The sequence below is a fragment of the Halobacillus sp. 12SKB genome, assembly GCF_052941655.1.
This window is the reverse complement of sequence record NZ_JBRFWR010000001.1, coordinates 3,646,062-3,666,072: the sequence shown is the minus strand read 5'-3', so window position 1 is coordinate 3,666,072 and position 20,011 is coordinate 3,646,062. Positions and strand designations below refer to the sequence as shown.

General features: G+C 38.7%; 21 protein-coding genes. 17 read left to right on the top strand and 4 right to left on the bottom strand.

Annotated features, from left to right (window positions below; genetic code table 11):
* Positions 1-286: 286 nt before the first annotated feature.
* A complete protein-coding gene (locus tag ACQ4XT_RS18275) occupies positions 287-1,039 on the bottom strand; it encodes a DeoR/GlpR family DNA-binding transcription regulator (RefSeq protein WP_446854912.1) in 753 nt (250 codons plus the stop codon).
* 180 nt (positions 1,040-1,219) lie between these two features.
* Here ACQ4XT_RS18275 and ACQ4XT_RS18270 point away from each other — a divergent pair, with 180 nt between their 5' ends.
* From ACQ4XT_RS18270 to ACQ4XT_RS18240, 7 genes are all read left to right on the top strand, one after another.
* The gene (locus tag ACQ4XT_RS18270; protein WP_446854911.1) at positions 1,220-1,930 is read left to right on the top strand and encodes a ribulose-phosphate 3-epimerase; all 711 of its coding nucleotides are present in this window, start codon (positions 1,220-1,222) and stop codon (positions 1,928-1,930) included.
* Positions 1,923-2,483 carry a 6-phospho-3-hexuloisomerase gene (gene hxlB / locus ACQ4XT_RS18265; protein WP_446854910.1) on the top strand — a complete coding sequence of 187 codons (561 nt, stop codon included), beginning with the start codon at positions 1,923-1,925 and terminating at the stop codon, positions 2,481-2,483. The genes ACQ4XT_RS18270 and hxlB overlap by 8 nt, the downstream gene beginning before the upstream one ends.
* A 231-nt stretch (positions 2,484-2,714) precedes the next feature.
* Entirely contained in the window at positions 2,715-3,878 is a 1,164-nt protein-coding gene (locus ACQ4XT_RS18260; RefSeq protein WP_446854909.1) for a mannitol-1-phosphate 5-dehydrogenase, read from the top strand.
* 20 nt (positions 3,879-3,898) lie between these two features.
* Positions 3,899-4,339, top strand: coding sequence for a PTS sugar transporter subunit IIA (locus ACQ4XT_RS18255; protein WP_446854908.1), 441 nt, complete (start codon positions 3,899-3,901; stop codon positions 4,337-4,339).
* Between the two features lie 63 nt (positions 4,340-4,402).
* Complete coding sequence (locus ACQ4XT_RS18250) at positions 4,403-5,848, top strand: PTS mannitol transporter subunit IIBC (protein ID WP_446854907.1); 1,446 nt, start codon at positions 4,403-4,405, stop codon at positions 5,846-5,848.
* Positions 5,849-6,129: 281 nt separating this feature from the next.
* Positions 6,130-7,860 carry a hypothetical protein gene (locus ACQ4XT_RS18245; protein ID WP_446854906.1) on the top strand — a complete coding sequence of 577 codons (1,731 nt, stop codon included), beginning with the start codon at positions 6,130-6,132 and terminating at the stop codon, positions 7,858-7,860.
* 609 nt (positions 7,861-8,469) lie between these two features.
* Positions 8,470-8,652, top strand: a complete 183-nt coding sequence (locus tag ACQ4XT_RS18240) for a hypothetical protein (RefSeq protein ID WP_446854905.1) — start codon at positions 8,470-8,472, stop codon at positions 8,650-8,652.
* A gap of 191 nt (positions 8,653-8,843) precedes the next feature.
* Here ACQ4XT_RS18240 and ACQ4XT_RS18235 read toward each other — a convergent pair whose 3' ends face one another.
* Positions 8,844-9,278, bottom strand: coding sequence for a hypothetical protein (locus ACQ4XT_RS18235; protein ID WP_446854904.1), 435 nt, complete (start codon positions 9,276-9,278; stop codon positions 8,844-8,846).
* A gap of 3 nt (positions 9,279-9,281) precedes the next feature.
* Positions 9,282-9,476, bottom strand: coding sequence for a helix-turn-helix transcriptional regulator (locus ACQ4XT_RS18230; protein ID WP_206946163.1), 195 nt, complete (start codon positions 9,474-9,476; stop codon positions 9,282-9,284).
* 479 nt (positions 9,477-9,955) lie between these two features.
* Here ACQ4XT_RS18230 and ACQ4XT_RS18225 point away from each other — a divergent pair, with 479 nt between their 5' ends.
* The 5 genes from ACQ4XT_RS18225 (at position 9,956) to ACQ4XT_RS18205 (ending at position 13,627) form a co-directional block, all read left to right on the top strand.
* Positions 9,956-10,573 (top strand): DUF2651 family protein, encoded by a 618-nt coding sequence (locus tag ACQ4XT_RS18225; protein ID WP_446854903.1) that lies wholly within the window; start codon positions 9,956-9,958, stop codon positions 10,571-10,573.
* 221 nt (positions 10,574-10,794) lie between these two features.
* Positions 10,795-11,259 carry an NUDIX hydrolase gene (locus ACQ4XT_RS18220; RefSeq protein ID WP_446854902.1) on the top strand — a complete coding sequence of 155 codons (465 nt, stop codon included), beginning with the start codon at positions 10,795-10,797 and terminating at the stop codon, positions 11,257-11,259.
* A gap of 297 nt (positions 11,260-11,556) precedes the next feature.
* Positions 11,557-12,042 (top strand): RNA polymerase sigma factor, encoded by a 486-nt coding sequence (locus tag ACQ4XT_RS18215; protein ID WP_446854901.1) that lies wholly within the window; start codon positions 11,557-11,559, stop codon positions 12,040-12,042.
* Positions 12,042-12,947 carry a zf-HC2 domain-containing protein gene (locus tag ACQ4XT_RS18210; protein WP_446854900.1) on the top strand — a complete coding sequence of 302 codons (906 nt, stop codon included), beginning with the start codon at positions 12,042-12,044 and terminating at the stop codon, positions 12,945-12,947. The genes ACQ4XT_RS18215 and ACQ4XT_RS18210 overlap by 1 nt, the downstream gene beginning before the upstream one ends.
* A gap of 74 nt (positions 12,948-13,021) precedes the next feature.
* Positions 13,022-13,627 (top strand): hypothetical protein, encoded by a 606-nt coding sequence (locus ACQ4XT_RS18205; RefSeq protein ID WP_446854899.1) that lies wholly within the window; start codon positions 13,022-13,024, stop codon positions 13,625-13,627.
* A 352-nt stretch (positions 13,628-13,979) separates the two neighbouring features.
* Here the strand turns inward: ACQ4XT_RS18205 and ACQ4XT_RS18200 are convergent, their stop codons facing one another.
* Complete coding sequence (locus ACQ4XT_RS18200) at positions 13,980-15,125, bottom strand: CapA family protein (RefSeq protein WP_446854898.1); 1,146 nt, start codon at positions 15,123-15,125, stop codon at positions 13,980-13,982.
* Positions 15,126-15,680: 555 nt separating this feature from the next.
* On the opposite strand from ACQ4XT_RS18200, the gene ACQ4XT_RS18195 reads away from it, so the two are divergent.
* The 5 genes from ACQ4XT_RS18195 to ACQ4XT_RS18175 all read left to right on the top strand — a co-directional run bounded on the left by ACQ4XT_RS18195 (position 15,681) and on the right by ACQ4XT_RS18175 (position 19,881).
* Positions 15,681-16,016 (top strand): helix-turn-helix domain-containing protein, encoded by a 336-nt coding sequence (locus tag ACQ4XT_RS18195; RefSeq protein WP_446854897.1) that lies wholly within the window; start codon positions 15,681-15,683, stop codon positions 16,014-16,016.
* A 156-nt stretch (positions 16,017-16,172) separates the two neighbouring features.
* Positions 16,173-16,730, top strand: a complete 558-nt coding sequence (locus ACQ4XT_RS18190; protein ID WP_446854896.1) for a GNAT family N-acetyltransferase — start codon at positions 16,173-16,175, stop codon at positions 16,728-16,730.
* Between the two features lie 247 nt (positions 16,731-16,977).
* The gene (locus tag ACQ4XT_RS18185; RefSeq protein WP_446854895.1) at positions 16,978-17,634 is read left to right on the top strand and encodes a methanogen output domain 1-containing protein; all 657 of its coding nucleotides are present in this window, start codon (positions 16,978-16,980) and stop codon (positions 17,632-17,634) included.
* Positions 17,635-17,930: 296 nt separating this feature from the next.
* Entirely contained in the window at positions 17,931-18,884 is a 954-nt protein-coding gene (locus ACQ4XT_RS18180) for an ABC transporter permease subunit (protein WP_446854894.1), read from the top strand.
* Positions 18,877-19,881: an ABC transporter permease subunit gene (locus ACQ4XT_RS18175; protein ID WP_446854893.1), complete on the top strand. Its 1,005-nt coding sequence runs from the start codon at positions 18,877-18,879 to the stop codon at positions 19,879-19,881. The genes ACQ4XT_RS18180 and ACQ4XT_RS18175 overlap by 8 nt, the downstream gene beginning before the upstream one ends.
* Positions 19,882-20,011 lie beyond the last annotated feature (130 nt).

Here is a 20,011-nt window from a genome sequence, read left to right as displayed (position 1 = left end):
AATAGGTCTAAAGTTCTTATTTCTGAAAAATCCAATAATTGATGTGCTCTTGAATTTTAAGTTATAAACCGAACGGTCGGTTGTAGAATTCTAATGTGTGAGCAGCTCTGCCCATATGCCGCAAACATCAAGTGATTTACTTGCTTTGTGTATGGTTCCTAAGTGGTCAACCAATGAATCTGTGACATAAACAAAGCCGGCCTGAAAGGGCCGACTTTTTATTGGTATTCATACATTTCATGAAGAAGAGGCAAGGGTTTGGGCTGCACTCAAATCGTAAACGGGCTCACTTATCAATGATCGTAATGCCCTGTTTTTCATACAAACGTTTAATATCCGCATGCACATTTTCTGTGATTAAGTACGTCAAATGGTCGGTCGGACAAACAATATGGTTGGAAACAGTATCCAGCTTATCATTGGTTACCATGCCTAACACTTCAGTGGAAATCGATGCCATTTTCCTTTTGATCAGTGCTTCTGATGAACGGGGGATACTGATCCCGATTTCAGGATCTATGTTGTAAATGCCCATGATATATAGATCTGCTCTCATCGTATTCAGAGCTTCATAGGTGTCGATCCCTAAATTCACCATGGATTGTTTAAATAAGGTTCCTCCGATCATGATGACCTCGATGTCGTTATGGTTGGAAAGCGCCATGGCTATCGGCGGGCTGTTGGTAATCACCGTCCCTTTTAATGATAAAGGAAGCTGGTGGACCAGTTGTAAGTTCGTTGTTCCGCCATCGATCAACAGGACCATATCATCTTCAATATATGGTAGGGCTTTGTTCGCCAGATTTGATTTCGTTTCATTGAAAATTTCCTGTCTTGTAGAAAAGTCCTGGACGGGAGGTCCCTTTCTTAATGCCCCGCTATGAACTCTTTTGATGACGCCCTGGCTGTCTAATTCTTTCAAGTCTCTTCTAATGGTATCTTCTGAAACAGACAGGCGTCTGCTTAAGTCGCTGGCAATGACTTTGTGCTCTTCGTTTACTATATCGATAATGGTTTGCTGGCGTTCTTGTTTAAGCATACACGAAAGACTCCTTCTAAGATTTCTTCCAGTATATCATGGATCTTCGCTTTCACAAATATCAAAACAGCATTAAGGTGCAAATAAAAGCAAAAACATGCAAGAAAACGCTTTACATTTTCTTGTTTATGCCTTAATATTTTGACAAAGGCGCATAAACACAAACAAGGAGGCACAAACATGCAAAGAAATATAACGATTGCACCGTCCATCATGTGTGCGGATCTCTGCAATCTTGAGAAGAGTGTCAGAGAGATTGAAGAAGCAGGATTGGATACGCTGCACATTGATATTATCGACGGAACCTTCAGTCCAAGCATGCCTTTGGGAATCAACACCATTGAACAATTAAGAAAAATAACGGATATGAAATTCGATGTTCATATAATGGCCAACACGAATGAATTCTTTATACAGGAGATGCTGCGGATCGGAGTGGAACAAATCACCTTCCATGTGGAGACAAGCTTCCACCTTGACCGTTACATCAATTTAATTAAAAAGCATGACACCAAAGTGGGAATCGCATTGAACCCAGCAACATCATTATCGGTCCTGGATTATGTGTTACCGCAAGTAGACACGGTTCTCTTAATGCTAATCAACCCTGGATTTGCAACAGATAAAGGGGAAAAGCAAGTGTCCTATGCTACGAAAAAAGTAGAGGATCTGGCTAAGCTGATCCGTTCCAAAGATTTGGATACGAAGATTGAAGTGGACGGCCGCGTATCCTTGAATACGATTCCGACACTGGTCAGAGCCGGAGCGGACATCCTGGTGGCCGGAAGCACGAGTTTGTTTGAAAAGAGCAATAGCTTGAAAGATAACAAAAAATTGATGGAATCACTAATACAAGAAGGATTGCAAGAGGAGGTTGGAATCAATGGTTAACTATAAGGAAGCAGCTGGAGTCATTACCAATGAGATCACATCCACATTAAACAACGTGGACAGTCAGGAGATTGATCAGTTGATCGAGCAGATCAATCAAGCAGAAAAAGTATTTTTCGTAGGTGTCGGACGGGTGCTTTTATCATTGAAATCCATCGCCAAAAGGTTGGCGCACCTCGGTGTTCAGACCTACGTGGTAGGGCAGATCACAGAACCGGCCATGACGGAGAAAGACCTGCTCATCGTAGGATCAGGCAGCGGCGAAACAGCTTTTCCTCTCATTATTGCCAAAAAAGCGAAAGAACTGAACGCAACGGTCGCCCACATCGGGACGAATCCAAGTAGTTCCATGAGCCAATACGCCGATGTCTTCGTACGTCTTCCTATTAGTTCCAGCCCGGAATCAGAGGAAGAAGTACAATCCCACCAGCCGATGAAGAGTTTGTTTGAACAAAGTCTTCTTCTACTAGGGGATACCATCGCATTAATGATTGTCAAAAAAGAAAACATCGAACTGCATTCGCTTTGGGAATACCACGCAAACTTAGAATAATAGACGTATAGGAATTCCAGGCCCCTTTGATACAGGAAGGAAGATCAGATGGGCAGGCCATGCAATCCATAAGTGAGCCTGAAGCAGATGAGAAAATATGTAAATTTAAACAAAAAGGGTTAATTTTCTTTTTTCTCTATAGACGCTCTTCCATTGTCCTATTATACTGGTTTTTATGGTTTACTAGGGCCTGGACGAATGAAGAGAACCTGACATAAAGGAGGTCCACAAATGAAAGCGCTACATTTTGGAGCGGGGAATATCGGTCGAGGCTTAATCGGATCTCTGCTGAACAAGACGGGATATGAAATCTGCTTTGTCGATGCAGACCACCAGCTGGTCGAAAGCATCAATGACAAAAAGCAGTATGTGATCGAGTTACTGGATGAAAATCACACGCAGGAGAACGTTTCTCCTGTGAGAGCCCTTCATACAAGTGCTCAAAATGAAATCATCGAAGCAATTTTCGAAGCGGATCTCATCACGACATCTGTAGGAGCACAGAATCTTTCAAGAATTGCTCCGATCTTATCCAGGGGGCTTTTGTTAAGAAAGCAACAGAATAAACCTCTCATTGATGTGATGGCCAATGAAAATACCATAAATGCTACTTCACAACTGAAAGAAGAAGTGAAAAAAATAGTTTCCGAACAACAAATGGATGAAATCATATCTTCCGTTGGTTTTCCGAACTCCGCGATTGACCGCCTTTCGCTATCTGAAAAACGGAGGGAAGGGGACGTCGCCCTTGTAGAGCCCTATTATGAATGGATCATCAACCGTTCTGAGATGGTGAATAAGGAGCTGCCCCCAGTGAAAAATGCCGTCTACGTGGTAACGTTGAAACCCCACATCGAGCGCAAGTTGTACATGGTGAACATGGGGCACGCGACCACAGCGTACATGGGGCATTTGAAAGGCTATCCAACCATTCAACGGGCCTTACAGGATGACAAGCTGGAGGAGTTCTTAAGAGCAACCCTTCATGAGTCTGCCCGCTATTTCACCCATATCCATGATATGGACGAGCAGGGGTTGGAAGCGTTTATTGAAAAAACCATCAATCGCTTCAAAAATGAAAACATCAGCGATGCTGTTTTACGTGTGGGAAGGGCACCGATCCGGAAGCTAGGATCAGAGGAACGGTTAGTCAAACCAGCGAAAGTTCTTAATGATTTAGGCCTGCCAAATGAAAACCTGACCACGGCAATCGCGGCCGCACTTCTATTTGATAACCCTGAAGATGAGGAATCTGTGACACTTCAAAATTATATTGAAGATCAAGGGATTGAAGCAGCCATCGCTCATTTCACTGAATGGAACGATGACACGGTCGTATCGAAAATTAAAAATTACTATCTGCAATTGAAACAAAAACAACCGCTGAAAAGCTGAATGGAAAGGGTGCTGACAATATGTTAAGTCAACAATTAAAAGGAAATATTCATTTTTTGAACTCTGTGAGTACATGGGAGGAAGCGATCAAAGAATCAGCAGCTCCTTTGCTGGATGATGGCTCGATTACTCCAAAATATGTGGAGGATATGATTCAAAACGTGCACGAAAATGGACCGTATATCGTCATCGTCCCAGGAATCGCTATGCCTCATGCCAAAAACGAAGACGGCGTTGTTAAAAAGACAGGGATTTCACTTCTGAAGTTGGAAGAGGCCGTGCCATTTCCAGAAAACAAAAAGGTCAATCTTCTGTTCACACTAGCTGCTGAAGATACGTCCGGCCACTTAGACTTGATTTCTGACTTATCTTCGTTGCTGATTGAAGATGAGGTTAGAGAAAAACTGGAACAGTCAAACAGTGAACAGGAAATCCTGGATCTGCTTCAAACGGTAGAATAAGTCCAGTCTTTTGATCGTAAATCAATGATTTTTCATAATTCACATTCGAAAGGGATGAGAAAGATGGCAAGTCCAGCTAAGGCAACAACAGATAGCAATGTAGTAGACATGAATCGTCCTTCGGCAAGGGCCAGAGTACAAGCTTTCGGCGGCTTTTTAACCAATATGGTCCTGCCGAACATCGGCGCATTTATCGCCTGGGGTCTGTTGACCGCTTTGTTTATTCCGACAGGATGGATCCCTAATGAGCAGCTGGCGCAAATTGTCGGTCCAGCCATTAAATTCCTGCTTCCATTGCTTCTCGCGATCACCGGCGGCCGTATGGTCGGTGGCCAGCGTGGAGCGGTCATGGGGGCGATCGGGGCCATTGGTTTGATCGTCGGATCTGATATTCCTATGTTCTTAGGCGCGATGGTGATCGGTCCTTTAGGCGGCTTGATCATAAAGAAATTTGACCGTGCCGTTGAAAACCGAATTCCTGCCGGGTTTGAGATGATTGTGAACAACTTCTCCCTTGGTATTCTGGGATTCTTGTTAATGATCGTATCGTTCCTGTTCATCGGTCCAGTGATCGAATCGGCGAACAACTTCGTTACCTCAGCCATTGAAGCTTTGGTGGCTACCGGCTTACTGCCTTTGCTATCCTTGATTAACGAACCGGCAAAAGTGTTGTTCCTGAATAACGTGATCGACCAGGGGATTTACTACCCGCTCGGCATGCAGGCGGCAGCTGAAACAGGCAAGTCCATCTACTTTACCGTCGCATCCAACCCAGGCCCAGGCCTTGGATTGCTGCTGGCGTTTACGTTCTTCGGTAAAAAGACGGCTCGACGAACCGCACCAGGTGCTATCATTATTCATTTCTTCGGTGGTATCCATGAACTATACTTCCCTTACGTATTAATGAAACCCCTTACAATCATTGGAATGATCGCCGGGGGTGCGACGGGGATCGCCGTGTTCAGTATGTTCGATGCAGGGCTCGTCGCAGGACCAAGCCCAGGCTCGATTTTCGCTTACCTTGGACTTACTCCTAAAGGAAGCTTTATCGGCATCATCGCCGGCGTTCTCGCTGCCGCAGCTGTCACCTTCCTGATCACATCGCTGATTTTGAAAATGGAGAAGAACAAAGACGGGGAAGAAGATGAACTTTCCGATTCCATCGAAAAATCTAAAGCGATGAAGCAGCAAGGAAAACAAGTGGCAAGCAGTAGCAAAAAGGAAGAGAAAATTGATAAAGTTTCCTTCGCGTGTGATGCAGGTGCAGGAAGTAGTGCCCTCGGTGCCACGACGTTCAGAAAGAAACTGCAAAAAAGAGGAATCGAAGGAATTGAAGTAAAACACTACAGAATTGAAGATGCACCACAAGATTCGAACATCATCGTCGTTCATAAAGATCTCTATGACCGTGCGAAACACGCACACCAGGACAAAGAGATCATCACAATTGAAAACTATATCAGTGATCCAAACCTTGAGGAACTGCTCGACAGGTTGGAGGAGCGGTAATAAAGTAATTCTTTAAAAGAAGGTTCATTTAGGAACCTTCTTTTTTTATTGTGATCATGAGAGTCGTTGTAGTATTTATCTTGAAACTGAGTCTTCCGCTAACGGGCAGGTTAGTTGAAGACTCAGTTTCGAGATAAATATTCAACATCCTTTTTAATAATACATATTGATTGAGCAAATAGTGGTTATGTGAAAAAATGAATGGTAGGGATTTATGGAAAAATAATCTATATTTTTTGATTGAACCAATTGGAAGAATTTCTTAATAAGGAGTATGGTAGATGATTGGGAATTTACCGAAGTACTGGGTTTCGTTTGTAATTATATTAGGGTATTTAACACAATTTCTATTGAGTCAGTACACATTAATAAAAGTAAATGTTGATGAAGATATTTTAAGGAATATTATAAATATTGCAATCGGTTCATTGAGTTCAATCCTGGGAATCTTGGTATCTGTACTAATTTTAAGTATAACTATTGCTGGTAAAACGATTAGTGAACAAATGAAAAATACGATACTTGAATACAAGATATTATCTTACTATTTTCAAGTTTCAATATCCACGTTGTTGATTATGATAACTGCTAATTTTTTACTAAATGATACTGTAACTAATTTAGCAGTCAATGTTACTTTATTTGGCTCATTTACTTTCATTCTATCAATACTTATTTTAGTACCTACTATAAAGAAAACTATTATTAAGGCTTCTTCTAGAGAATCTGTAATGGGTGTTTTAAAACGTATGAATGAAGGTGAGGCGCAAGTTTATTTGAAGAGTGAATATGATCAAAACAACAGCTTTTACTCTATATCTATAATAGGTGTGAACCTGATAAAAAACCAAGATAGAATTGGTTTCGTCGAAATACTCAATCACTTTCAGAAAGTTTTATCAAATAGAATTAAAGACATAAACCCAAACATTGCCAACCAAATACGAGACCTTATAAATTCTTACGTAAAAATTCAATATGTATTCCTAAAAGACGTTGACTCAGAAAATAAAGAATGGGTATTACATGAGATGATAAATACCTACATAAAGCTTAAAAAAAGAGCTGTAGAACAAAACCTCCCCTATTTTGACTTCTTAGAATACGATGATTTCATACAAGAATGTTTGATCAAAGCATTACACTTTGATATAGAGTTAAGTAAGGAAAGTTTAAAGGTTTACCAAAAAATATACGAATCAAATTTAGATTATTTTGTACCTAGCGAGGTTAGCACAAGGTTTGGCTCGCTAAATGATAATTGTGAATTTGAAGCCAACAAAGAATTTGATCAGCTATTACATTCCCAATGGACTTATATATCTTCTACGCTATTATATAATTTTAAGAAAGTGATAAATAAAATTGATTTTAATGCTGAAAATTTAATTGTATCTTGTGTGCTTGATTATAACCGCATGATAGAGAAAACTTTAAAAAGCGATAACCTCAGTGAAAACCAGCGTGTAAGGTTAATCCAAGCGTTATCTAATGAACTAATTGATTTTATCACTACTTCTATGAAGGAAAATACAGTTTATGAACCGAATATAAGCTTTTTTTATTTCCATGGGGATTTAAATGGGGAAAAAAAATCCGCGTATTATTGGCATATTAGTTTTATGATTGATTTATTAATGCCCGTTACAAAATATAATCGATTAAATAGTGGCATATTAAATGACTTTGGAACAGTGGGCCGTTCTTTAGCAAAAGAATTACTAATTGATGAAGAAGCAAAGATAATCATATTTAAATTATTTAAAACTTTTTCTAATGTTGCAAAGGTTATTGAGCCTAATGCTACAATAAAAGCATATAAAAACTATATTGAGATATACGAACAAATGGAATCTATAATTTTATGGATAAAAAAAGACGTAGATAAAGCTCCTGAAAATATTTTGGATGAACTCAATGAAATCTTAAAGGAATTAAATCAACTAGAAGATTTTAAAAATATCTTGAACTCTGAAGAGTCTTTTTTAAAGCAATACTTACTAGAAGAGTAAATTTTTATAGGTTGATGATAACGTGTAAGGAAATATGATTATTTTAATGTGGGTACCTGCCCACCACTTCGCTAAAGTGTTAATGTAGTGGGGGCAGGATTTTCATTTACTATAACGGGGGCAAAGTTTAAAAATTTGACCTCATTACATAAGTTTTTTGTGCTGAAATATAGTTTGATGGAAGAAACTCTCTTAAGGAGGGAGTAAACGTTGAAAGTACTTAAAATAGTGAATGTCATACTAGCTATCATTGCTATGGTGCTGGGGTTCTCTCATTTATTTGTTAATAATGTTCGAATACTATCAGTTATATTTATCCCTTTTTTGTTCATCTTCTTTTTACTAATAGGAGTTGAAAAGGTTAAGACCAAGCAAAAGAGAAGAGGGTATCTATATATTGTTGCAGCTATATTTTTTATTTTCCCAGTGATAAAAGTATTAGTTGTCTATTTATAAACTATCATGATGCATTTGTAATTACATAAGTTATTTATAAATACTTTAATATCTTGATTTCGAGTCTTCCGTTAACGGGGGCGATTGTTACATAGTATTCTAGTACATAGCATAGCCGTATTTAGCTTTTTAACTAAAATGGAGGTGTGAAATATGTCGAAAGAATTTTTATTTATCTTAGTTATAGTATCTATGGCTATATGGGTAACGGTGTCTAAAGAGGCTGTAAAACCTTTAAAAGAAATAAACAGGTGGAAAATGATAACATTACTGACTGCTGGTTCTTTATCCACTTTATTTATAACCATTACGCTTTTTCAAAGCCTGATGTTATAGTCCGTTAACCGGGATAGTAGTTTTTTTATTCGCAGAAATTATCTCGAGTTCGAGTCTAATAGAAAAGCGGGCGTTTACTGGATTTAAAAGGGAACCCATTTTTAATGAGGTTCCCTTTTAAATGCAATATTATGTGTTGTGAGTATCAGCGTTTGAAGTTTCTCAACGGTTAGAGAAAGCGGAAAGCTTTGTCAGGTTTCTTTCAAAATATGGCGAAAAATGAATGGAGCGAATAAAGAGAAAAGAAGTACACTTAACGTTACCCACCAACCGATCGATTTAAATGTGTGTTCGGGAATGATAAATGTGTATCCCAAATATGATAAGAACAAAACACCTTGAAGTACCTTCAATGTTTTCGCATCGGCTTGATTCTTCTCGGCTACAAGTCTCTCATCCGTCTCCGATACAATAATTTTAGGGTTCTTTTTTATTTTCATTAGTTTAAGGAAGGAAGCTAGTGCTGCACTGAGAGGAATAAGTGATAAGGCTAAGAAGGCTTTGCTGTTAGTAAAAGAAATGGCCGTTGTTTCGAAAATAAACCAGGTGATAAAAAGGGCTAAGCTAACAAATAACGTTATACCAATGGTTAATTTAGTTTCCTTAACTAACTTTTCAGCACTCATTGATCATTCCTCCCAGAATAAATCATCTAAAGTTTTATTTAATGCTTTACAGATGGCCGTACACAATTTCAGACTCGGGTTATAGTTACCAGCTTCGATTAAATTAATGGTCTGCCTGGTAACCCCTACAATTTCTGCTAATTTTTCTTGAGAAACATCGGCTTCAACACGGGCGATCTTCATTTTTTTGTTTTTCAAAAAAAATCATCCCCTCCTCCTACATTTATAGTATTCAACACATTACAAAATGTCAATTATAATTTACTTTTTGTAATGTATTTTGATGATGAGTGTCACCATTGGTTAGAAAAGTATCTGTAACTTGCAAATTGCAACTGTAGGGGAAACTAGTTGATTATGAGGTCCAGTCCCGAAATGTTGGATGTATAAGGTTTGTAACTTGAAGTTGAGATTCTGTAGGGGGTAAGGTAATAGATTCCCCAAGAGGGTCATTAGTTGAATAAGCTCAATATAAAAAAGAAGTCTTAAAAAATTGGGACAGAGCTTAAGAAAAAATGAGGAAAATGAAGAAGAGTAGCTATTCAGTTAAAGTTCTCTTTCGCATAGGATAGTAGTTCTGATCAATCAGGGCTTCTGTCCTTTTTTTGTAGTTATTATTGAAAACTAGCCACTTTATGTGTAATATTACACTAAATGTTGAATGGAGGAGGCTACGCATGTACTTAATTCCACTTGTCCTATTTTTATTTCCTTGTCTGGCTTTCGTGCTCGGCGCTATAGGTTACGCTTACTTCAAAAAGCTGTACATTGCCCCTGGAATCGTTTTTGTCCTTTCGTTTTCGGCTCAACTCACTTACTTAAACTTCTCTTTTTTTACTTGGACCTGTATCTATACCGCTCTCGCTTTCTTTGGAGGGATAACCAGTCATATTCTTCTTCGTAAATTTCAGCCCAGCCGTAAAGTGAAAAAAGTAACTGGGATTATTCTAATAAGTGCTGTTGTTATCCCTGCACTTATTTTAGCCGGCTCCAGACCCGTGAATGCCTTGCTGATGGAAAGGAAAGTGAAGGATCACCTGCAGGAAAAGGGCTATAAATCAAGTGAAATGGAATCCGTGGAAACCTTTACTAATGGCAAACGGAATACCAATCGGACGAAGCCTACCATTGCAGAGGTTGTGTTTACAGATGATCCTGCCAATACCTATCGTTATATTGAGTTGAAAAAGGAGAATAAAATCGTTCAAATGTGTGAGTATGAGAGGAGTCCGAACTTTTTTACAAATGAGTACACCAAAGAGCGGCCACATATGGTGAAAGACTGCTATGAATAAGTAAGATCCTTTTGTTAGAAAGGGAGTTGTCTATTTGGGCTGGTTTGTGCAATAGTCCGTTTCGAGGTCGTTTACTATTTTATGTAAAGTGGTTGAGTGATTAGTAGGTTTTTGAAATGATTAGCATTATGCTGAGTTTAAGGTAAGTAAAGTATAGAGTAGCCTCAGAGAATGATCATTTTCAAAATTCAATACAAGTGAAAGGGGGAGGTCTCAAGTAAATGAATTTAGAGGTACCACTTAGGTGCACAGGTGTGGCTGCAGTTTTAATAAAGAGAACGGATTCAGGTTATAAAGTTTTATTACTTAAACGTGATACATCAGTTTTAAGAGATGTGTGGTGTTACATAGGTGGAGGAATCGAAGAAGGGGAAAAAGCCTGGGAAGCTGCTCTTAGAGAAGTGAAAGAAGAAACAGGAATTACAGATCTCTCGCTTTATAGCTCCAATCAATTTGACCAGATCTATTCACCTAAAGAGAACTATATTTATATTGCACCGGTATTCGTAGGTTACGTTGATGAGTCACAAAAGGTAAATATAAACTACGAGCATAGTGATTACAAATGGGTTCCCTTTAAAGAATCAATGGATACAGTTTCAATACCAGGCAACGAGGAAGTCCTTCTTTCTATCGAGAAACACCTTGTTCATCGACCACCACTCCATGATCTGCGTGTACAATAAAATATTCACTGTCATTTATGAAAAATAAATGACTGATGATCCTTGTCAATGCTGGTGGAACTTGGGCTAGTAAGTCATAGATGGTATATACCTCACTTAAACGAAACCGATTTCATTGTGAACAATATCGAGGAGAAATGGTCCCTGAATATGATTAAGGGATACATGGGAAGAAGTATCGACTACAGTACTCAATAATTATGGTAGAAGAAAAAGGATCGGGCGGACTTTGTCCGGTTTTTTTTATATTTTTGTAAGATATTTGAGTTTATCGCGTCTTATATGTAAGGAGGTGAGATGGTGACACAGCTTGAGGATATTTATCATACATACTTTAAAGATGTATTTTTATATGTGTATAGTTTATCTGGCGATGAGCATATCTCTGAAGATATCACTTCGGAAACTTTTATGAAGGCATTAGCATCGCTAGACAGTTTCAAAGGGAATAGTGATGTCCGTGTTTGGTTATGCCAAATTGCCAAAAACAGTTATTACTCTTATTTGCGTAAGAAAAAAAGCTTTGTAGATTTTGAGTCGGTTCCAGAATCAGCTAGTGGAGACAATGTAGAACAAGAAATAGCCGCTTCAGAAGCGTCTATGAAGGTACATGAAATGATCCGGAATTTAAAAGAGCCATACAAAAAGGTCTTTACGCTCCGTGTATTTGGAGAACTGTCATTTAAGCAAATTGGCAAATTGTATGCAAAAAGCGACAACTGGGCTTGTGTTACTTATCACCGCGCTAGAGAAAAGATTAAAGCGCGATTGGGGGATTATTGATGAAAATCAGCTGTAATGTGGTTAGGGATATACTGCCGTTGTACGCCGAGGATATGGCAAGTCAAGATACGAGAGATCTAGTTGAAGAACATATCGCTTCTTGTGAAAACTGTAAAAAACGACTTGAAGTAATGAAGTCTGTTGAAGAACCGCCAGTAGATACCAATATAGCTCCCTTAAGAAACATACAAAATACATTGCGAAGGAAAAAGCTGCAGACGATTATACTTTCAGTCATGGTAACATTGGTTTTTGTAATGGTTACAATCGCTTATCTGACAACGCCAGCATACATTTCTTATAATGAAGATGCGGTTTCAATCATTGAAAAGGATGACGGAACTGTACTTTTGAATGTTAGTGAAGAAGTCTCTGGATTCAATGTAACTGAATATCCAGCAGCAGACAATTCAGGTTATGTCTATGATATAACAACATGGGAAACGATTTGGCACCAGAAAATAAGCAGGAACAACCTGGAAAATACGGTCTTAAACCCGAATGGGGAAACGGTCGCTTCCATCTACTATTACAATACCGATGGAAGTGAAAATATTTTAATTTATGGAGATCCCATAACAGATGGTTCTGTCATGACGTTACCTCGGCTAGTTTTAAGCTACTATTTGTTGTTCGCTGTAGGGTTTTTACTTACGTGTGGAATTGGATTGGTGATATTCCGTAAGAACGAAAAAATAAGAAATGGACTAGAAAAGATTCTTCTATTGCCTATCTCCTACCTGTTGGCTCACTTCCTTATAAAAGGTCTTCACTCTGCCACTTACCTTGCTGGACGAGACTTTTATGCCATAGTACTAGTCACAATTCCTTTATATTTTGCATTGTTAGCTGGAAGGAACATAGTAAAAAAATTATCCATGAAAAAATTTCAAAAAAATATCTAGCTATAATTGGAAATCGGATGTAATATATTAATAGATTTGGAAAAAAATACTTTTTTTCAGAGGAGAAAGATGAAATGAAAAAGACTGTATTTCTAGTGCTTTTGTTTTTACTAGTTTTCACCTCATTTTTAGGTACTACTAGTGCTTCAGTAAACGCTGAGGAAGAAATTTTAAATGAAGCTGATGTTCAAGTTGAAGAAGATCCTTTAAAAGATCCTGTCTTTTACCCAGAAGAACCTAACCTTCTAGAGGAAACAGATGGAACATTAAAAGCTGGAAATGAATTTGATGTTGGAACCAACTCAATCATTAGAACTGTTAAATATTCAAAAGAAAATGTTTCAACTTATACTGAATGGTCACCTTTTAGAAGAGTATCAGATAACGTTGTTACAGGAAACCACACCGGTTCAATTAAATCTGATAGAACAACCACATTTACTGTTTCAGCTAGTGGGGGATATTCCAATTTAGGATTTTCATTAGGTAAAACGGTGACTAGTGCAAAGAGTTACACTTTAAATGTACCTAAATATTCCAGGGTTTATATGGCGTATAGAGTAAAGTATAATGTAGAAAAAGGAACCAGAGTAACTAAAACGGGAAGTGTAGTCAGGTCGAAAACACCTTACACTGTAAAAACTCCTGCTTATGGTGAGTATAAACTTCTTAAATATTAAAATATTATGAAAAGGAATAACTCCCTATGAATTTTAATTTTCAAAGAATATTAGGTTTTATCATCATAATAATAGCGATTATATGTTTGATTGTTATTTATAGGTCACCTGATATGTTAATACCGGCTGGATACGATTTAGCTATCGATGGGTATGTCATATCAAAAAATATTCTATTGTTTATTATATGGATTCTAATAGCACAATTGGGCTTTTTATTAGCGAAAAATCCAGAAAAATAAACGCGTATTTGATTATACCCCCTTTACGTAGACATTCAAAAAATTAATAAGGGAAACCTATTCAGTAATAAAAAACCGGACGCTCTAAGGAAGAGCGGCCGGTTTTTTACTTAGTTTACCGATAGATCATGGATAGATGTTTTCATGTGTTTGGAAAGTTCCTGAAACATGTCAGCATTAAATTCCTTCATAGGGAGAACTTTGAAGTCCTGGTCATTTTCAAAGTCTACATACGTAAGTTTAAACCGGGGTTCTTTTATATCGATGGATGTTCCCTCCATCCCCTTCACTTTTTGTACAGTCACCCCCGCTATGCCACCAATCCGTCGGTACTTTTCTTCCTGGCCGGAGAGAAAATTACCGAGAGAATAAAAAACGAGACTTTGTGACCCATCTGTATTTTGAATCCATTCCGGTGGCTGCAGCACGTGCGGGTGATGCCCGAATATAATATCTGCTCCTTGTTCGGACGCAAAAGCTGCCAATTCCTTTTGATCAGCACTTGGGTTTCTTTCATATTCCTTGCCGAAATGTAAACTCATGACGACGACATCAGATTCGCTGGAGGCTCGCTTGATATCAGAGGCAATCAGATCTTTATCAATCCTGTTCACCAGGTAAGGCTTCCCATCAGGGGTGGGAATTCCATTTGTTCCATAGGTGTAAGCCAAAAAGGAGAAAGTGATGTCATTCTTTTCGATCGTTGTGATCGTGTCTCTTTCCTCCGGTGACAAGTAGGAACCCACCTTTTCAATGCCTAGCAAATCCCATTGATTAATTGCGTTTTCAATAGCGGGAATACCTCGGTCCAGGGTGTGATTGTTGCTCATAGAAACAATATCAATGCCGTTAGCTTTTAACGTATCCCCTAATTCAAAGGGCGTGTTGAATGAAGGGTAGGTGGAAACGCCGATGGCTGCCCCACCCATGATGCTCTCTGAATTGGCAAATGTAATATCAGCTTTTGAAAGATGGGGAGTGACCTCCTGAAACATAGGGTTGAAATCGTAGCCTGAAGAAGTCTTCGCATCATCGTATACTTCTTTATGTATTAACAGATCCCCAACGGCTGCGAGTGAAACTTCTGTCACTTCTTTCACTTCTGTCTTTTTCGTTGGTTTGTATAGCGTTCTCATATTGGATGACACGCGTTTTTCCATGTCTGCTTCGTTCGGTTGGGAGAAGATGGTGGAACCGCCAATGAAACTAGAAATCAAAATGATCGCAATAACAATAAGCAGGCTTTTATTCTTCATCCAATCCTCCTAATTTGTAGATATTTTGATTCGATTTTTCTATAAACCACCAGAATATCCTTGAGAATAATGTTATAGAGCATTTACAAACCTATATAAGCAGACACATGCGGTTTTTTAAAGGACATAAGCGGAATAGTTTCGACATAATAATATTTTATTATATAAGAATTGTTATATTCAGGCAAATTATGCCACTATTATTTATTCTTCCCTAAGATCTATGAAAGAATGCCAAAAGAACAAAGTCAAGAGAACCCTTTCTTTAGCGGAACGATCTTTTAGGATTCTTCTGTTTGGTTACCATCCTTGATGTGGAGAGGGGTTTTTCCCATCACAAAGAAGGAGCAGGATAGGAGATAGGTAAAAGTGTGAAGCACCAAGTCACGATTCCTTTTTTGTTTGTCAGGGAAGAAATGCTCTTTAAGATCATGTCCATAAAAATTAAAAGAAAAGAGTGTCGCTCTTATTTCATAAGCATAGAAGTTTATAGTGATTTAGATTGTATAATTGAAGGAGCAGTTTAGTTTTTTAAGAAAAAAAAGGGGATGCAAAATGAAAAATAATTTAATGTCTACATCAATTTTTACATTAGCCATCGCTATTGTAATTGGTAGTTGGTTAATTTCGAGTGGATTAAAAAATAATGGAGAACAGATGGGTATGGAAGAAAATAATACGGAAACGGCCCAAGAAGAACAATTCTTAACGTTACCCGAGCTAGGAGACTATCTTGGAGTTACAGAAGAGGAAGTTCAAATGTTTGTTAGTGAAGATGTTACAAAAAGCCAAATCCCATATGTGAAGATTGGAAATGAGTTCTATTTCTCTGTGAAAGCCATTGATAAATGGTTAACTGAAGCTGGACCAATGAAAGTCGGACAATACTGACCCTTTTAACAAATGGGGCTTTTGTTCAGAAACAGCAAGGGTCTTCATTTTTAATCTTGAGAATATCTAAAAGTATTGAATATGATGCAAGAAAACGATATGCTGTCATAATATTTATTTTTTTAAGATTCGAATAATTATATGGGGAGGGATCATATGGAAGTTGAGAATTATTTAAAAGAAATGCCTGAATTTAAAACGGAAAGGTTAACACTTAGAAAGCTGGCTTTTTCTGATTTAGAAGATGTCTTTAGTTTCTGTTCCAACCCTAAAGTAGCGCATCCTATGACTTGGGAAGTCACCGAGTCTAGAGAGGCAACCCACGAGTTTTTAACTATGGTCATGACGGGGTACGAAAAAGGTGAATCTGGTGAATGGGCCATAGAGTGGAATAAAACAGGTCAAGTAATTGGTGTAGCGGCCTTTATTGATTGGAGTAATCTACATAAGTGCGTAGAAGTGGGGTATTTTTTATCGGAAGATTATTGGGGCAGAGGAATTGCTACGGAAGCCCTTCAAGAACTGGTTCACTATGGATTTAGTCAGTTAGATCTTAATCGAATCGAGGGCAGATGTGATACGGATAATATCGGTTCGCAGAAGGTGATGAAGAAATTGGGCATGAAATATGAAGGCACTTTAAGAAAGAATGAGTGGATCAAGGGCGAATTCAGAGATACGGAAGTGTATTCGATATTGGAAAGTGAGTATTGATCCTTAATAGTTCTCCTGATGTTGAGGGATATATAGAATTCTTGAAAAGGGGAGAGAATTCCGGGATTAGGATTTAAAGTGTTCGGCCTGCATGGTCCTATTTCCATCTCTTATTTTCAAGAAATCACAGTACATAACTGCTCAGGGTGAAAAAGCAGGAAGAGCCGGCATAGTAGACGCTCATTTTTTATTAGGAACTCTCTGAATTTTTTTATATAATAAAAGTAAAAAGATAGGAGAGAAGGACTTGAGAGAGAATATGAAGCTTACCGGCACGATATTCTTGTCGAAACTAATTGTCCAATACGCTCACTTACACAGCCGGACGGTAGGGTCAAAAGTTGAGGAGTATATCCGCCAATTAGGAATTAAAACGGGAGAATGGCTGGAGTCTTTTTACAGTGAAAAAGGACAGGCATGGACGCCTGATCAATATGCTCATGTGATCGTTGACTTGAAAAATTCAATCGGTGGTCATTTTGAGATATCAGAAGTTCATGAAGACCGTGTTATTGTGAAAGCTTCTGCTTGTCCTTTTGGAGAAGCTGTCCACGATGCCCCGCACTTATGTATGATGACGTCCAGTGTATTTGGTGGCGTGGCTTCCAGAAGAATGGGATATGGGAAAGTGAACTTGCGCAAGCGGATTGCTAAAGGTGATGGAGGTTGTGAAGTCGCTATTTTCTTTAAACCCACAGAGGAAGAGGAAGGAATCGTTTATGAGAATATTCCCATCACTCCTGAACAAGGAGATCCGTTCAACTGGGAGGAAGAAACGATTACTGCTTTGAATGATGAGCTGCGAAAGAGCGATGAAATGGTGATGGAGTTACTGCAGGAATTAGAGCGTCTCCGTATGGAAGTGGATGATATAAAAAGGAAAACTTCGATATCTCCCTCATGAATCAGCTTTTTCCCTAAATTAACCAGTGAGAGAAGTTCCATTATAAACAGGATATCAAGAGCCCTATTCGCAGTGATGAATAGGGCTTTGTTTTATTAGAGTTGCATCTGATCGATTTACAGGATAAGAGCCTTAGGTAGTTTCTAAAAGTTATATGAGAAAGAAACCCAACGGCTGTTCACTTAACCAGGAGGAGTCAAAAGAAGGAGAAGGGAGAGGAAATGTAGAAATTATAGGAATGGAAAATACATAATATGGAATTCTCCAATAGTACATAAGAGAAAAGAGGACCTGCTGTGACTCTCACATTCTTCCGGAAATCGATCTACCAATTCAGCCTGACATCCATGGGTATCCTTTTGATTGGATCGCTTCCTTATTTATTCTTTAACATGAAAGCTCAGATGTCGGTATTGTTGATGATTGAAAGAAAAGAGTTAAATAATACACTCTTTCTGCACGATACGATTGTGTTAAATGTCCAGGAATATGGGAGACACATATGGAATACCATACGACTCATTTTTACAGGTGGGGCGCTTGAATACTATCATCGTGGGAAGTACTTTCCGCTTTTTCCTGAGTTGATGGAGTTATTTACCAAGTCTATGATGTATCTACTTTTAGGGTTGGCACTTGGTCTGGTTGTGGCTGTTCTAACCACGATGCTGATCATGTCGTTATCCAATAGATGGCGTGCGTTCCCTAAAATGGTCTTGTTTGTTCTGGAATCACTGCCTGATATTTTTATTATCCTGGTCCTTCAATTGCTTATCGTGTGGATCTACAAAAATACGAATATCCTCCTCTTTTCTATCACAAGTACTATGGACAGCGATCCATGGTTACTTCCTGTGCTGGTATTATCTATTCTTCCTGGCATTTATGTAACGAAGTATTTGTTATTAGCCTTTGAGTTTGAAGAAGAACAGCCGTACGTGAAGTTAGCGTTAAGCAAAGGGCTGAGCAAGTGGAGAATATTGTTCATTCACATGTTTCGAAACTCTGTACTGACCTTATTCAACCATTTTAAAAGTATCTTCACTTTCGCATTAGCTAATCTGCTGATGTTGGAAATCATTTTTGATATTGATGGGTTTATGACGTTCATTTATGAGCACAGTGTATTGAATCCTGAAATTTTGACGATTGGCTTATTCCTCGTATTTGTTCCGTTTTTCATCCTGTTTACGATCATTCAATGGGGGTTGGAGTCGAAGTTTTTGAAGGGAGGGGTAACGGTTGACTAATACAAGTAAAGCCTTGGTTTTTATCGGTTCTCTATACCTTATTGGCTTAATGACCGCAAGTTTTGCTTACAGCTTTTTCATACAACCTGAACTGGCAGAACCGGAGAAGTTATTATTTGATGATGAAGGCAATATCCTTGCCCTGGCCCCTTTTCCCCCTTCGATCCAATATCCATTAGGGAGTGATATTGACGGGAATAGTTACCTCGTTAAAGTTATAGAGGGCGCGAAATATACCATTGGACTCTCGGTAATCATTGCTGTAGGAAGAATGCTTTTATCTGTGGCTGGTGGGTATTTGCTATTTTTACTTCCGGCTTCGATGAAACGTCTGTTTCGAGGGTTATCTGATACGCTGCATTATGCTCCTGCCACGATTTTTACATATGTGCTCATCACCCCGGTCGTTTTAACATTCAGCTGGAGCTATGATGTGACAACGAAAATTGTGTTTCCTTGTTTAGTGATCATTGCTGTAGGTGTACCTGTGTTGTCTTTATATGTACAAAAAGAAATAGACCTCGCTTTAGAGAATGAGTTCATCGATAGCGCACGGACTATGGGAGCAAGTAGATTCCACATCTTTAGAAAACATATCGCGCCTTACCTAACCCCGAAAATCTTCATCACGTTTGTTCAGCAGATCGGGCAGTCTCTGATTATTTTTGCGCACCTCGGACTATTAAATGTATTCATTGGAGGCTCTGAAACGAGAGTAATGGAATACGACGTCATGACAGGAGAAGCCAGAACCGAAACCTTTTCCATGTCGAACGAATGGGCGGGGATGATTAGTGATAACTTTCAGTATATGAGACCTTTCCCATGGATGGTTCTTGCTCCTGTGGCTGCCTTTGCTTTGACGATACTAGCCGTCAACGTCATTGTTTATGGGCTGGAAGCGAAGCGGAAGCTGAAACGAGCGAAAGGGTTGAAACAAACGAGTGAACCTGCAGACGTTTTCTTGGACAAAGAGAAATTTCGTATGGTCAAATAATTCGACCATCAGAAAGGGAGGTAGAGTCCTTTAAAAGAATCCTTCATCCAATCGATGGTTCCCATCCGCATCGGAAAATAGACCATGCGGAATAGGACCGATGGTAAATGTTTCTCTCCTCCTTTTCATA